Source organism: Sorangium sp. So ce590 (assembly GCF_051521365.1).
GTDB lineage: Bacteria > Myxococcota_A > Polyangia > Polyangiales > Polyangiaceae > Sorangium.
Genome location: NZ_CP150346.1, coordinates 8,907,388 through 8,922,296 on the forward strand (window position 1 = coordinate 8,907,388; position 14,909 = coordinate 8,922,296).

The following is a 14,909-nucleotide window of genomic DNA, read 5'->3' on the forward strand; positions in this document are numbered from 1 at the left end:
CCGCCGTGGGCACGCCCGAGTGAGAGGCGCGGCTACTCCTGCGCCCCTCCGCCGCCTCTCTTGCGGATCGCGTTGCCGAGACCGGCCACGTAGTCCGCCTTGCCGAGATCGACCCCGTTGTGGCGAAGGATGTCGTACGCCGTGACCAGGTGAAAATAGAATTGCGGGATTGCCCAGTCCTTCAGGTAGGCAAATCCCTTGAGCTCCAGCACCAGGTCGTCGCGCAGCGGGACGGAGATCTCCCGGTCCTCCGCGCCCTCGAACGCGGCCGCCGGCGCCGCCTCGAGGCGAGCGATCGTCCTGGTGATCCGCTCCTTCAGCGCCTCCAGCGTCTCCTCGCCAGCGTCCAGACGCGGCGCCTCCTTGCCCATCAGGCGCGCCGCGCAGTCCTCGGCGCCGTGGCAGACGAATTGCACCTGCTTGAAGAGCGGGAACATGTCCGGCGCGAGGCGTCCGTTCACGAGCACGGCAGGGTCAAAGCCCTTCGCGCGCGCGTGCGCCTCCCCCTTGTCCAGGATGCCGAGCAGGTTGCGCAGCATCATCACCAACGAGTCGACCGCCATCGCGTGCATCGGAACCCTCATGAGACCCTCCGGGAGTGAGGGGCGCCTTCGCTCCTGCGAGCGAGCCGCCCTGAGCGGCGATGACTACCTCACAACCGTGCCCGCCGCGAGCCCGCCGCCCGAAAACGCGTGCGCAAAGCTGCTGAGGGGCGGGTAGGACGTCGAAGACCCGCTCGCCACCCCCTCGCCCGGTGCCCAGCCCTGCCCCGCGCGCCGGTCAGGGCCGCCTGAAGCGCGGTGCTCCGCATCGGGAGCTACACGACGCTGCCCGGCCGGTACCAGTCGAAGTTGTTGTGGAACGGAAAGCTGTTGATCCCCACGCTGATGCTGACATCCAGCGCGCGGACATGGTGCCACCAGCCGACCGGGATGAAGAGCGCCTCGCCCGGCGCGAGCACGGCGTCCTTCACGAGCACCGGGCTCATCGGGTCCTGCTCCGGGTCCCGGTCGGCGTACATCGCGCGCGCGCCTTCGAACAGCGACGTCTCGAACGGCGCGATCATGCGGTATCGCTTCCTGCCGTACACCTGCCCGAAGAGGATGTTCGACGTGTCGTAATGCAGCGGCGTGACGGTCCCGGCGGGGCCGAGCCACAGCGCCGAGCTGCCGAGGAGCCGCTGCGCGGCGCAGTACCCGTCCGGGAGCACCACGTCGTCCAGCAGCGAGCCCAGCCTCGTCCGCTCGAGCACACGGTTGTTGGCGACCATGTAGAAGTCGTTCGTCTCCGTGCGCGCGGCCTCGATGCGCGCGACGAAATCGCGCAGCGACGTGCTCTGCGTGTGCCGCGCCGCGTGCATGTCGTAGTCGGGATCGCTCTGGCGCCCCGTCGTGATATCGACAACGACGTCGCCGAACGCCTCGGCGAGATAGGCCGGAGTCCACCGGCCACAGGCGGGCCAGCGCGTCACCACGTCGGTCAGGATGACCGGGATGTTCCCGGCGACATAGACGTCGCGGAGCTCCGCGGCTGACACGCCCGAGCGCCGTGGGATCCCCGTCGGATCGAGGGCGTTCGACGCCATTCTCTGCTTCAGCCGCACCAGCATCTCCTGCTGCCGCGCCGACCGGGCAAAGGGCCGGGCAGCGAGGAAGATGGGCGAACGGACGATCGTCGAGAGCAGCTCCGTCGCCTGGGCGCGGGTCACGCCCGCTGCCTGGAGCTGCTCCGACACCACGCCTTCCGGCACGCCACGAAGCAGGTTCTCCGTGGCCCAGCGCCACCACTCGGGCGCAACTTCCAGCTCGCGATCACGTTCGCCCATCTTCCACCTCACGAGATCAACGGATGCACCGGCGCGCCCCTCGAACACCTCACTCGCACGGCGGGGGCATCGGCGGCGGCATCGGCGGGATGATCTCGCCCCCCTCCCCGTCCGGCATCGGCGGGATGATCTCGCCCTCGTCGCCGCACGGCGGCGGCATCGGCGGGATGATCTCGCCCTCATCGTCGAGAGGAGGATGCATCGGCGGGATGATCTCGCCCTCGTCGTCGAGAGGAGGATGCATCGGCGGGATGATCTCGCCCTCGTCGTCGAGAGGAGGATGCATCGGCGGGATCACCGTCGCGCCGCCACAGCACTCGTCAGGTTGAGGCTCGGTGGCGGGCTGATCACCCTGATTCCCATCCTCGACGCCGGGCGCACCACAGGCAACCACGAAGGCTGCAGCAGCCGCAGCGGCAGCGCGGGATACCCCCCGAACCAGGGCCGCCGTCCGAGGCGGGGGCGTGGGCCGCGGCGATAACAACGATGCATCGTCCGAAAGAAAGAACCGTGACATGAACACCTCCGCTTCTGCATCGTGCACGACATGTGCCATCCCATCGGCGCCTGAAATCCCTGAATCTCCTGTCGTTTATGGGTGTGACCCGAAGTCCCCGTCCCCCGTGGCCCAGAGTGGCTCACGCTTCGTGGCTCAGGCTCAGCGCAGGGCCCGCGCGAGCGCGGCGTCGTCGACCTCCTCCTCGGCGGCGTGCTCCAGCGCCGTGCGGAGCGCGTCGTCGGCCGTGGCGTCGGCGGCGACGCGGATGCGGTCCCGCGCCTCGGGGTAGCCGGCGATGCGCAGCAGGAGCGCCGCGCCGATCCGGCGATCCGGCGGGGAGTCGGCGTCGTCGAGGGTGTGGAGCACGTCCTCGGGGTTCAGGGTCGTGGCGCGGTAGTCGCCGGCCGCCATCAGCTTGCGGAGCTCGTCGCGCCACGCCGCGAGGTCGCGGCCGCGCCGCTCCAGCGCCGCGGCGCCGCGCGGCGCCGCGCTGCCGACCGCGGACGCGTGCGCCTCACGGATGCGCTGCGCGAGCGACTCGGTCAGGTCTTCCCCCGTCCTGAGCACGACCGCGGCCTCGCTGCGCCCGTGAGAGAGGAGGAGCCGATCGCCGCGCGTCTGGACCGCGGTGAGATCTGTGTAAGGCAGCCATACGCTCGCGAACGGCCGCTCGACGCGCACGCCGTCGCTGCCCACCACGACCCGGGTGCGCCGAGCGGCGCGGCGGAAGAGCCAGGTGGACGCCAGGGTGAGGACCAGCCACGCCACGACCAGCGGGGCGTGGCTGAAGAGCGGCCTGGAGATCGCCCCGAGCGTGACGAGCCAGAGGCCCATGAAGACCGGCATGCCCACGCAGCCGGCCACGAGCTCGCGGTTGACGCCGCCCAGCGAGACGGCGACGCGCCGCTCCGCGGGGCCGATCCCGAGCGCCGCGAGCAGGCGCGCGCCCTCCCGCTCCCGCGCGACCTGCACCTCGAGCACCCGCCCGGCGCGCAGGTGGAGATCGACCCGGACGCGCAGCGCGGACACGACAAGGCCCGAGCGGATCTCGGCGCGCGGGACCGAGCGCTCCACGGCGCCGGAGGTGAGGCGCAGCCCGTCCTCTCCGGCGACCACGCGCACCGGACGCTTCCGGCCGAAGGCGGTGGTGCTGAGCAAGGCGCTCACCAGGGCGAGGCAGAAGGCGATGGGCACGCCGAGCAGGATCGATACGAGCGCAGTGAGCGCGAATCGATCGAGGCTCGAATCGCCCAGCACCTGGGCGAGGACGACGGCGATCGTGCTGACGACGAAAGGCCCCGCGATCGGGAGCAGCGCGAGCCCCCCGATGACGCGGCCCAGGCCCTCGTAACGCCGCGCGACGCGCCGGCTCGTGAGCTCGAAGGAGGGCCGGGACGCGGGCGGCACCGACACGATCTCCGGATCAGCTCGACCTGGAGGGATCGCCGACGCCCGCGCGCGAGATCCAGCGCGCCGCCGGGCGGCGCCCGGCGCAGAGGGCTTGTCTCCACGCGGGCGCGCGCATCGCCGCCTCGTCCTCACGCCCGCAGCGACGCTGGCGCGGTCCACTCCTCCGGTTGTGCCTGACATGCGCGGGGTTCACTGGTAGAGTCGCACGCATCGCTTGGGCCATTCTGCGCCCTTTGTTGAGGAGATCTCCAGTATGTCCTTCTCGGGTCGTTCCTTTGCCTTCTTTGCTACGCTTACGCTTGCGTCCGTGGCCGCGTGCGGCGGCGAATCCGACTCCGGAAGCGGCGGCGCCGGCGGCTCCGGCGGTGACGCCGCGGGCCCCGGGAGCACGTCCTCCGGCGCCGGCGCGGCCGGCGGCGGCGTCACAAGCGGCGGCGTCACTACCAGCGGCGTCACAAGCGGCAGCGCCACAAGCGGCAGCGCCACAAGCGGCACCGGCAGCGCCACGACGGGGACCGGCGGCGGCGACGCAACCACCAGCACGTCGACCGGCAGCGCGGGTTCCGATGCGTGCAGCATTTTCTGCTCCGACTTCGAGGGGGGCTCGCTGCCTTCCGAGCTCCAGTTCTTCCCCGAGTACCTGCGCCCCAACACGGCCGACTACGTCAAGCTGGACAGCACGGCTCACAGCGGTGCGAGCTCGGTCAAGGTCTCGGGGACGGGCTTCAGCCAGATGCTCGGCGTCCCCGTGCCGACCACGTTCTGGGGCAGGGTCTACCTCAGGAGCGATACAGACATCCAGATGGGCCACAACACCTATGTCGCGGCGACGACCGCCGACGGCGATCCCAACAACGGCGAAGCCATCCGCATCGGCGAGCACCAGTGTCAGCTCGAGCTGAACCGCAAGTCCGACGACGCCGAGAAGCTCTCGAACGGCGGGATGTACTCGTGCACCGGCGGCGTGAAGCTCGTCGCGAACACCTGGTACTGCCTCGAGTTCTACTATGACGGGCCGGGCAGGGAGGTGCGCGTGTTCGTGGACGACAAGGAGGTCGACGCGATGCACGTCACGGACTGGGGGCCGTACGACTACAAGACCTTCAAGTTCGGATTCGAGAAGTACCACGGCGGGAACAAGACGATGTGGTACGACGATCTCGCGCTCGGGGCGGAGCGCGCCGGCTGCGGCCCGTGACGGTCGCGCCGCGGGGGTGACGCTGGCCGGGGGCGCGCGCTGCGGCGGCGCCCCCGTCAGCCGCCCGGCCGCGCGCTGGCCCCGGGAGCGCGCGAACAGCACATCACGCGCACGGCGATGGTCATGCCCTCGACGAAGGCCTCGCGCGTCCCGGCGCTGTGCTTCAGCCCGCGCGCCGAAGCGTGCAGCGTGGCCGCGAGCTGGCGCCCCGTGATCCCCAGAGGCCGGTAGACGGCCACGAGCCCGGCGGCGCGCAGGGCCCTGGCCACGGCCTCGATGAACTGCCCCTCGCGCTGCGCCATCATGGGGCCGACGAGCTCGTCCGAGACGGCCGACAGGTCGGCGGCGCCGGGACCGAGCGCGCCGACGAACCGGCCGACCCACGCGTCGAACGCGCCGACCAGCCGCCTCTCCAGGGGCAAGTCCGCGTCGCCGAGCGCGGCCGTCGCGGCCGCGAGCGCGGCGCCGAGGAAGTGCTCCACCGACGCGCGAAACAGCTCCTCCTTCGTGGCGAAGTGGAGGTAGAGCCCCTGCCGCGAGACGCCCGCGGCGCGCGCGATCTCGTCCATCGAGGCCTTCCGGAGGCCGAAGCGCAGGAACACCGTCAGCGCCGCGTCCATCAGCCTGCGGCGGCGCGCGTCCTCGGCGGGTCTGTCGGTGGAGCTCGCTCCGGTCACGGATGACGATTTTGACAACGAGAGGTCAACCTGTCAATGCTCGCTTCTTGACAGGTTGTACCGGGATCGTCACGCTCGTCGAGTGCGGCAGTCCGACCCCCCGGCCGATCGCGCTCCCGGGCCAGGCGGCGCCCCGCCTGCGGCCGTCGCCCCTGGCTCGCCGCCGCCCGACCTCGCCGCCCCCGGCGCCGGTCGCAGGGGGAAGATCGGCGCCGTGGCGGCGGTTGTCGCGCTCCTCGTCGTCGCGCAGCGCGCCGGCCTGTTCGAGACGTTCGGTGAGCCCGCGCGGATCAAGCTGGCGCTCGTGGAGCTCGGGCCGTGGGGGTACGTCGCGTTCGTGGCGGCGTATGCTGCGCTCCAGCCGTTCGGCGTACCGGGCACGGTGTTCATCCTGGCGGCGCCGCTCATCTGGCCGTGGCCGGTGGCGTTCGCGCTCTCCATGGCGGGCACCATGGCGGCGAGCGTCGTGGGCTTCTCGTTCGCGCGCTTCGTGGCGCGCGACTGGATATCGCGGCGGGTGCCGGCGCGCTTCCGCGCCTACGACGAGGCGCTGGGGAAGCGGGCCTTGTTCACGGTGTTCATGCTCCGCCTCGTCTTCTGGATGCCGCCCATGCTCCACGCCTTCTTCGGCGTCTCCAGGGTGCCCTTCTGGACCCATGTCTGGGGCTCGCTGGCCGGGTACATCCTGCCCCTGCTGGCGACCGCCTATTTCGGTCAGAAGGTCTTCGACTTCCTGCGCAACGCGCCCCCCGCGGTGTGGATCGGCATGGGCGCGACGACGGTCGTCCTCCTGGTGGTGCTCTTTCGGGTCGCCCGCCGCTCGCGGCAGGAGATCCGCCGGTCCACCCCGGCGCGCCCGAGCCGCCCTGCTGAAGCCCGCGACTGACGCAGCGAGAACCGCGTCGGCCAATGACCGATTTGCCGTGGCTCGAGGCGACCGGCCGACGTCATCCTCGGCGCGCGGTCGTCGCGCTTTCGCGTCCATGGGCTCGACGCCCATCGATGCGTAGCAGAAGAACACGCCCGGTTCATGGTATGGACGGACAAGGTAGCGCAGCCATGGGACGGGGGAACAGGGAGAGCCGGTGATGGTTCAGGGCAGCCGGGGCAGTGAAATCGAGTCGCCGGAGCCATCGGGCGGCCAACCTGGCCGCTCGGTCCAGGGAGCTCGCGTGGCCGGACGACAGGCCACAGGAGAAGAGCCCGGCCGCTCGGCGCGCGATGCGAGTCGCCTCGCGGAGCCACCCCTGCGCGGAGCAGGCGCCCGCGGGACGCCCGGCGCTCATACCGTGGGCGTCATCACCCCCTATCTCGACGGCTCGTTCTGGAACCCGGTCCTGAAGGGCATCCACGAGGCAGCGCAGCAGCACGGTTGTCGGACGCTGGTGATGCGCGGCACGCCCGCCGCGCTCCAGGCCCCCTCGCTCGCCAGAGAACAGGTCGATGGATGGATCGTCGTGATCGGCGTGGACGGCATCGAGCAGCTCGCCGCCGCGCGGGTCCCGCTCGTCGTCGTCGGCACCCATGTCCACCAGGGCAACTGCCCATCCGTGATTCCGGACAACCACAGCGGAATCCGGAGCGCGGTGCGCCATCTGATCGAGCACGGGCACCGGCGCATCGCGTTCGTTGGCTGCTTCCACGAGTCCGATGTGCGCGTGCGCTTCGAAGCCTACAGAGTGACGCTCGCCGAGGCGGGGATACCGTTCGATCCCGCGCTGGTCATCCGGAGCGACGACAACTGGTATACCGGCGGCGAGAACGCCGCTCCGCAGCTCCTCGCGCAGCGGCATGCGTGCACGGCGGCGGTCTTCGGGACCGACAAGAATGCGCTCGGGATGATACCCTTGCTGAAGGCGGCGGGCGTCCGTATCCCCGAGGAGCTGGCGATCGTCGGCTTCGACGATGTGCCGGAGGCGCAAGCCGTCGACCCGCCGCTGACCACCGTACGCCAGCGGTTCGAGATGATGGGGAGCGCCGCGTGCGATCTCGTCGTCTCGATGCTCGCCGGCGAGACCGCCCCGCCCGACCTCGTGCTCACGCCGAACACCTTGATCCAGCGGCTCTCGTGCGGATGCGACGTGATCCGGAGCTTGCTCGACGAGGACGCGGCGTCCGGGGACGGCGCCGGCAGCGACCTGGACCGACGGATGGTCGAGCTGCTCCTCGCGCCCGAGCGCCTCGCGCCCACCACGTCGCCCGCCGCCGTATGGCCAGGGGTCGCCGTGGTGCTCGAAGCGTATTCGGCGGCGCTCGAGGGCGCCGCGCCCCCGCCGGCGAAGGAGCTGGAGCGCGCTTACCTGCAGGCCGTCGGCATCGCGCCCGATATGGGCACCTCGATGGCGATCGTCCGCCTGCTCCGCCGGTTCCACGAGCGGCGCCGCGAGCGGCTGGGTGGAGACGCCGCGTCCGCGCAACGGGTCGAAGCGTTCCTGGACAGCGCGCACCTCTCGCTGGCTCGGGCTCGGCTCAACGTCGAGACAGACGCCGTGACGCAGCTCGGGAGGCTCGTGAGGTCCAACTATGACGTGGGCCTCGCGCTGCTCAGCGGCTCCCAGCAAGAATCCCTCTCGCTCTCATGGCTTGCGAAGACCGCCGCGATCTGGGGCTGCCTCGCGCTCCGGGAGGACGCGACGACGCTCGTCGTCGCCGGCGCCTACAGCCGCGATGGCGGCGCGACGCCGCCGATCGGCGGCCGCTATCGGCTGGAGGCGTTTCCTCCTGCGGATCGGCTGCCGCCCTCGGCCACGAGCGGTGCGCTCATGATGATCCTCCTGCCGATCCGCACCGCCCGACGCGACTGGGGGATCCTGGCGCTCATGGGGCCGACCCTCCGCGAGCTGGCCGGCGACGAGGGAACGCTCGGGGTCTGGGCGTCGCTGCTCGCCGCCGCCCTCGAGCGCAACGAGCTCGTCCAGTCGCTCTCGGCGAAGAACGCGGAGCTGCAGACCTCCTACGTGATGGAGCGCGCGCTCTCGGAGACGGTGCGTGATCTCGGCTGCCCGCTCATCCCGCTCCTGCCCGGCGTGCTGCTCGTGCCGCTGATCGGCGCGATCGACCGGAACCGCGCCGTCCAGGTGCTCACGGCCGTGGCCGAGGGGGTGGGCCGGCACGAGGCGCGCTTCGTGCTGCTCGAGCTCACCGGCGTGCCCGCCGTGGACGCCCAGGTCGCCCACGCGCTGGGCCAGACCAGCCGCGCGGTCGCCCTGCTCGGCGCGCGCGTCATCCTGGTCGGCCTGCGCCCCGAGATCGCCAGGAGCCTCGTGGACGTGGAGCTCGGCGATCTGTCCACCTACTCGTCCTTGGCGTCAGCCCTTCACGAGCTGACGACAGGGGGCCTCCGCCCAGCCGGCGCGAAGCGCGGCGCAACGCGCACCGCCTGATGGCCGGGGCGAGAGGAGGCGTGGACGTGCCTGGGGTCGGCGTCGCGCCGCGCCTGGCCGCGCGCCTCTCGGGTGATCACCTGTAGAAGCCGACGTCGTCGATGTAGACGTCAAAATCCTCGCCCTGCGCGAACCGGAACTCGATCACGTAGATCCCTGCGACGTCGAGGGCCTCGGCGGTGGGCTCGGCGCCCGAGCCGTCGCGCGTGAGCGCCTCGAAGGGGATCACGACCGGGGCCCACTCGGTGCCGAGGCGCGCTGTGTAAAACCAGTGATCGAAGCACTTCTTGGCCTCGTCCTCTCCCGATTCATCGCAGATCCCGCCCGCGGGCTCCGAGACCTTGTCCGAGATGTTGACCTTCATGGTGGTCACCGCGCCGGCGTCGCCGAGCTTGGCCCAGAACACGATACCTGTGTACGCGGACGCGTCGTAGGCGAACAGCCCCATATCCGGGCCGTTCAGCGCGAAGCCGACCCCGGCGCCCCACACCGTGAAGCCGGACCCGGACGTGTGCATCGCCATCGTGCTCTGGCCGCGCGGCGGCGTGAGCGCCTCCGGGATGAACCCGGCGGGCATCTCCTCCGTGTGGACCGGGGGAGTCTGCGTGCCCGTCCCATCATTGTAGCTGTACCAGTAGCCGACCCTGCCACCCGCCTCATCGACCGCGCCGTCGCCGTCTTCCATGTCGTCGATCCACTCGACGTCCGTGGGCACGACCCCCTCGCCCCCGCCCGCCCCCGCGCCGCCCGAGGCCGACGACAGACCGCCCGTCGCGCCCGACGCGCCGCCCGCTGCCTCCACCAGGTGGTAGCTGTCGTCCAGCCCCGCGAGCGCGGTGCACCCGCCGGCTGTGAGCGTCCACGCCGCCCAGAACCATGCTGCGCGCCTCTTCGCCATCTCTTCTCCTACCACCGCCGCGCGGGCGCGGTCCACGGCCGCGCGCGACCGCCGGCGGCGCGGCGCCAGGCGATCGGGCTGTGCGGAGGGAGCGCGGCGGAGGGTGGATGAGGGCGCCGTCCGTGAGAGCGCCGCAGCTGTGCCATCCAGGTCTACACGACAGCGGACTGCACGGGCCAGGCGCTCACCTTCCCGGCCAACGACATCCACGGCTTCACGGGCTTCGACGGTCGAAGCTTCCGCGCGATCGACTGACGGTCGACGTGTTCTCCTGATCGCCCTTCCGCGGCGAACCGTCATCATCATGGCGTCCGTCGCGCCGTCGTGTTGCACCGTGATTCATCGCGCGCAGCAGGGCGACGGCTACCGTGTCGCAAATCACCACATCGCAGGGGCTCACTCGTCGATGACCGCCTGGACGATCCCGTCGAAGAACTCCGCGTTCCCGACCGCGTCGAGCATCCCGTTCCACCCGATCTCGTCGAACGGGTTCGGCAAGCCGTGGTTGGTCAAGAGGATCCCGAACAGCTCGCGACGGCGGTCGATCCACATGAAGGTCCCCGTGCCGCCCGCCTTCCCGTAAGAGCCCCTCGATAGGCGCATCCCGCCGTTGGAGAAGCGGCGCGTCGCGAGCTCCCAGCCGTAGCCCTTGGGCGTCGACAGGAGGTTCGCCATCGGGGACACGTCGGTCTCCGCCGCCGTGACCTGGGGCGTCTGGTCGCTCACCATCGCCGCGGCGGCCTGGGGGCTCAGGATGCGGGCGCGGCCGTAGCGGCCACCGTTCAGGATCATCTGGCAGAAGACCGCCATGTCGATCGCCGTCGAGAAGACCCCGTCGCAGCCGACGATGCCGCCGAGCACGTAGTCCTGCTCGTCCTGCACCTCGCCGCGCACCATCCGGCCCCGGATCTCGGAGTAGCCCGTGGCCGCGGTCCGCGGGATCAGCGCCGCCGACGGGTTGAAGGTCGTGTCGCTCATGCCGAGCGGACCCCAGATACGCTCCTTCGCGAAGGTGTCGAGATCCACGCCGGCGGCGGCCTCGATCACCCGCCCGAGGAGGCGGTAGGTGAGATCGCTGTAGAGCACCTGCGTACCGGGCACGTACTCGAGCGGCGCCTCGGCCATGCTCCGCCAGATGTGCTCGTCGTCCGGATCGTCCTGGAACGGGACGTCCATCGGCAGGCCGGCCGCGTACCGGAGCATGTCCCGCACCCGGATGGCGCGCTTGCCGTTGGCCGCGAAGTCCGGCACGAAGTCGGCGACCCGATCGTTCAGCCGCAGGACGCCGTCCTGCACGAGGATCAGCGCCGACGTGGCCGTCGCCAGGACCTTCGTGATCGAGAGGAGGTCGAACAGCGTGTCGAGCGTGACCGGCTCGTTCTCGCCGCGGACCCGGGAGCCGAACGCCCGGTGCCCCACGATCTTCCCCTGCCGCGCGATCAGGGCGACCGCGCCCGGGAAGAGGCCGTCCTTCACCCGGCGATCGATGCGCTCGAAGACATCCTCGATGCGCTCCGAGCTCATGCCCACGCGCTCGGGACGCCCGGGGACGAGCTCGCCGTGGCTCGGCGCGTGCGTCGGCGCGTGCGTCGGCGCGTGCGCCTCGGCCACCCGGGTCGACAGGATCGACGGCGCGAACGCAGCCACCGCCGCCGTGTGGCCCAGCCCCTGAAGAAGACGCCTGCGATTCAAAGGTCCATGCTCAGTACACATGATCGCTCCTGATCCGTGAGGTGGCGAACCGCGATCCGCGGGAGGCAATCCGCGCGTGCGGAGGCCGCCTGGAGGCTCTCCGCGCGCTGTCGATCAGGTCGCCGTCGCCGCCCTCAGCGGTCGCCGAGCAGAGAGCAGGACGCGTGCCGGGCGGCGGACCCAGCAATTTGCGGCGCCGCCGCGCGTCCACTCCCGGCGGCCGGCGCGTCGATCGTGCATCCGCCTGCACGATCCGGACGAACTGCATGGATTTGCATGATTCATGCAAACCGGCGCGCGGCGCCGCGTAGGATGTGCTCGTGGACGAAGGCTTTCCCGGCAGCGATGCGCGGGGCTCCTGCACGCCCCTCCGGCTCGCGATCGTGGCGGGCAGCACGATCGCCTTCGCCCCCTTGCCGCCCCGCGGCTGCGTCGTCCTCGGCCGCGACGAGGGGTGCGATGTGCGCATCGACGATCGCTCGGTCTCGCGCCGGCACGCCGTCCTCGACGTCGGGCCCCCGCTCCGGATCGAGGATCTCGGGAGCGCCAACGGCACCTTCGTCGGCGAGCAGCAGCTCCCGACGCTGACGGCGCGGACCCACCGCCTGCGGCGCCTCTCGCGCGACAGCGCCGAGATCGGCATCGGCGAGCGCTTCAACCTCGGCGCGACGACGATCGTGGTCGGCCGCGCGCCCGCGGAAGCCGCCACGGAGCCCGACTGCTGCCACGTGCCCGCCGGCATCGTGGTGCGGGCGCCGGCGATGCTGGGGCTGTACGAGCAGGCCGCCCGCGCCGCGCGGAGCCTCATCAGCGTGCTCATTCTCGGCGAGACGGGGGTGGGCAAGGAGGTGCTCGCCCGGGCCCTCCACGCGCGCTCGCCGCGGGCCGGCGGCCCCTACGTCGAGCTGAACTGCGCCGCGCTGCCGCCGTCGCTCCTCGAGAGCGAGCTCTTCGGCCACGAGAAGAGCGCCTTCACGGGCGCCACCCAGGCGCGCCCGGGCCTCCTCGAGTCGGCCCACGGCGGCACGCTCTTCCTGGACGAGATCGGCGAGCTGCCGCTCGCCTTCCAGGCGAAGCTGCTCCGCGTCCTCGAGGACCGGAAGGTGCTCCGCATCGGAGGCCGCGTGCCCCGCCGGATCGACCTCCGCTTCGTGGCGGCGACAAACCGCGATATCGAGGCGGAGATCGCGCGCGGCGCCTTCCGGCAGGACCTCTACTTCCGGCTGAACGGCATCTCGCTCGTCGTCCCGCCGCTGCGCGAGCGGGTCTCCGAGATCGGCCCGCTCGCCGAGAGGTTCCTCGAGGAGGCGTGCCGGCAGCTGGAGCAGCGCAGCGCGCCCCGCATCTCGCCGGAGGCGCTGGCCGTCCTCGAGGCGTATTTCTGGCCGGGGAACGTGCGCGAGCTGCGCAACGTGATCGAGCGCGCGGCGGTCCTGTGCGCGGGGGACTCGGTCGAGCCCGTCGATCTGCCGCCGCACCTGGCGTATGGCCCCGCGCCGCCGCTGAGCGGACCGCCGCCGAGCGGACCCGCGCCGCCGTCGAGAGGCTCCATGCCGCCGCCGTCGTCGAGAGGCTCCACGCCGCCGCCGCCGTCGAGAGGCTCCACGCCGCCGCCGCCGTCGAGGCGCTCCACGCCGCCGCCGCCGTCGAGAGGCTCCACGCCGCCGCCGGCCGGTGACACCACCCCGGCGCGTTGGGGGCCGGAGGGCGAGACCGCCGAGGGCTCCGGGCCTCCGGCAGAGGCCGCCGCGCCGCCGCCGGGCGCCGACGCCATGGCGAGGCTCCGGCTCGAGATGAAGGCCGTCGACCGCCAGCGCGTCCTCGAGGCGCTCGAGCAGTCCGCGGGCAACCAGACGCGCGCCGCGAAGCTCCTCGGCATCTCGCTGCGCACGCTGATCAACCGCATCGACGCGTACGGCATCCCGCGGCCGCGGAAGCGGCCGCCCTGAGCGCTCAGGAGCGACCGGGCGCACGCTGCGCTTTGGGTACGAGTTGAAGTACCCCCGCTCGCTCGCCCGCCAGCCTGCTCAATCGTCGCATGCTGCCAGACCCAGTCCGAAGGGGGCTTCCCCCATCCAGTGGGTGCCGGAATCAGCTCCCCCATCGCTGGATTGATCTGCCGTTCTGCGGCGAGCGCATCATTGGCGAGCTGAAAAATCATTTCATCGCTGTTGCCTGCGATTGGTGTGGTGCTCGTCAATTCGGTCCGAAGAACGCGGCGGCTTCGACTCTTGCTCGATCTCGGATCTCTTGGACCGCCCTGGCAATTTCTCGATTGTTTGCGGCGAGTAGAGATGCGAACATCTCGCTCCTGTCGACCTAGCTCTGCTTGAATAAGGGGATGCGAGAGCACACGCAGTTCATTACCTGGTGTGTTCATGTCGACGCCCTCCTTGTTGATGATGAAGTTATCGAGCGCTTCGTACGCGACTCGCGCGCCCTGGTGGCGAGCCACGCGCGCGGGGCGCCGCCCAGCGCGAGCGGCTTGCCGCTGTCGCCGCTGCCGTACTCGATGACGACACCTCGCAGCGACAGCGCCATCGCGGCCTCCCTCGCGCACAGCAGCGCATGGATATCTCGCGCACGTCAACCGCCGCCCGGATACCTGCGTTCGGCGGAGATGCGGTCTCTCTGGGGTGGGGGCTTCGATCAGCTCATCGGCCTGCGCCCCTTGGCTCGTCAGCGCACTGGAGAGAGAGGAACGGCAAGAGCGCTCGACCGGGAGCCCCGAGGAGAGCAAGAATGCGCGGGCGGCGAGGGCGCCGTGCTGCCCAGGAAGCGGACGGCGCCCTCCAGGAAATGAGCAGCGCCGTCCAGGAACCGGACCGGGCCGTCCAGGAACCGGACCGGGCCGTCCAGGAACCGGACCGGGCCGTCCAGGAACCCAGACGCGCCGTCCAGGAACCCAGACGCGCCGTCCAGGAACCCAGACGCGCCGTCCAGGAACCCAGACGCGCCGTCCAGGAACCCAGACGCGCCGTCCAGGAACCCAGACGCGCCGTCCAGGAACCCAGACGCGCCGTCCAGGAACCGGACCGGGCCGTCCAGGAACCGGACCCGGCCGTCCAGGAACCCGGCCGGGCCGTCCAGGAATCCGGCGCGCCGTCTGCTGCATCCAGCCAACGCGCACGTCTTCACGGCGCCATCGGCGCGCGTCCCGGTCCCGTCGCTCGTCCACCACACGCCCGTGCTCCCCGCGGCATGGGCGGCGGCTCGGTCGGGATGCCCAGATGGGTCAAGATCGCCACGATGGCCTCGCGCTGCGCACGTTGACCGATATCGGCGATGATCCGCCGGCGCCCACCGCACGGACACGCGAGCACGTCC

General features: G+C 71.3%; 13 protein-coding genes. 4 read left to right on the plus strand and 9 right to left on the minus strand.

The window, feature by feature from the left end; all coding sequences use genetic code 11:
- Positions 1-32: 32 nt before the first annotated feature.
- The 4 genes from WMF28_RS33560 to WMF28_RS33575 form a co-directional block, all read right to left on the minus strand.
- Positions 33-584, minus strand: a complete 552-nt coding sequence (locus WMF28_RS33560; RefSeq protein WP_437597549.1) for a DUF1993 domain-containing protein — start codon at positions 582-584, stop codon at positions 33-35.
- A gap of 233 nt (positions 585-817) precedes the next feature.
- Positions 818-1,825 (minus strand): cupin-like domain-containing protein, encoded by a 1,008-nt coding sequence (locus WMF28_RS33565; protein WP_437597550.1) that lies wholly within the window; start codon positions 1,823-1,825, stop codon positions 818-820.
- A 49-nt stretch (positions 1,826-1,874) separates the two neighbouring features.
- Entirely contained in the window at positions 1,875-2,111 is a 237-nt protein-coding gene (locus tag WMF28_RS33570; protein ID WP_437597551.1) for a hypothetical protein, read from the minus strand.
- Between the two features lie 372 nt (positions 2,112-2,483).
- On the minus strand, positions 2,484-3,731 hold the full coding sequence (locus WMF28_RS33575) for a hypothetical protein (protein WP_437597552.1): 1,248 nt from the start codon (positions 3,729-3,731) through the stop codon (positions 2,484-2,486).
- A gap of 310 nt (positions 3,732-4,041) precedes the next feature.
- Here WMF28_RS33575 and WMF28_RS33580 point away from each other — a divergent pair, with 310 nt between their 5' ends.
- Positions 4,042-4,932, plus strand: a complete 891-nt coding sequence (locus tag WMF28_RS33580) for a hypothetical protein (protein ID WP_437597553.1) — start codon at positions 4,042-4,044, stop codon at positions 4,930-4,932.
- Positions 4,933-4,988: 56 nt separating this feature from the next.
- Here the strand turns inward: WMF28_RS33580 and WMF28_RS33585 are convergent, their stop codons facing one another.
- Positions 4,989-5,609, minus strand: a complete 621-nt coding sequence (locus WMF28_RS33585; protein WP_437597554.1) for a TetR/AcrR family transcriptional regulator — start codon at positions 5,607-5,609, stop codon at positions 4,989-4,991.
- A 214-nt stretch (positions 5,610-5,823) separates the two neighbouring features.
- Here WMF28_RS33585 and WMF28_RS33590 point away from each other — a divergent pair, with 214 nt between their 5' ends.
- Positions 5,824-6,495 (plus strand): TVP38/TMEM64 family protein, encoded by a 672-nt coding sequence (locus WMF28_RS33590; protein ID WP_437597555.1) that lies wholly within the window; start codon positions 5,824-5,826, stop codon positions 6,493-6,495.
- A 403-nt stretch (positions 6,496-6,898) separates the two neighbouring features.
- On the plus strand, positions 6,899-8,992 hold the full coding sequence (locus WMF28_RS33595) for a substrate-binding domain-containing protein (RefSeq protein ID WP_437597557.1): 2,094 nt from the start codon (positions 6,899-6,901) through the stop codon (positions 8,990-8,992).
- A 76-nt stretch (positions 8,993-9,068) separates the two neighbouring features.
- Here the strand turns inward: WMF28_RS33595 and WMF28_RS33600 are convergent, their stop codons facing one another.
- Together WMF28_RS33600 and WMF28_RS33605 are read right to left on the minus strand one after the other, a co-directional pair.
- Positions 9,069-9,890: a hypothetical protein gene (locus tag WMF28_RS33600; RefSeq protein ID WP_437597558.1), complete on the minus strand. Its 822-nt coding sequence runs from the start codon at positions 9,888-9,890 to the stop codon at positions 9,069-9,071.
- Between the two features lie 396 nt (positions 9,891-10,286).
- Positions 10,287-11,582: a serine hydrolase domain-containing protein gene (locus WMF28_RS33605; protein WP_437597559.1), complete on the minus strand. Its 1,296-nt coding sequence runs from the start codon at positions 11,580-11,582 to the stop codon at positions 10,287-10,289.
- Positions 11,583-11,902: 320 nt separating this feature from the next.
- Here WMF28_RS33605 and WMF28_RS33610 point away from each other — a divergent pair, with 320 nt between their 5' ends.
- Positions 11,903-13,531, plus strand: a complete 1,629-nt coding sequence (locus WMF28_RS33610; RefSeq protein WP_437597560.1) for a sigma 54-interacting transcriptional regulator — start codon at positions 11,903-11,905, stop codon at positions 13,529-13,531.
- A gap of 427 nt (positions 13,532-13,958) precedes the next feature.
- Here the strand turns inward: WMF28_RS33610 and WMF28_RS33615 are convergent, their stop codons facing one another.
- Complete coding sequence (locus tag WMF28_RS33615) at positions 13,959-14,123, minus strand: hypothetical protein (protein ID WP_437597562.1); 165 nt, start codon at positions 14,121-14,123, stop codon at positions 13,959-13,961.
- Positions 14,124-14,261: 138 nt separating this feature from the next.
- Entirely contained in the window at positions 14,262-14,765 is a 504-nt protein-coding gene (locus WMF28_RS33620; RefSeq protein ID WP_437597563.1) for a hypothetical protein, read from the minus strand.
- Positions 14,766-14,909 lie beyond the last annotated feature (144 nt).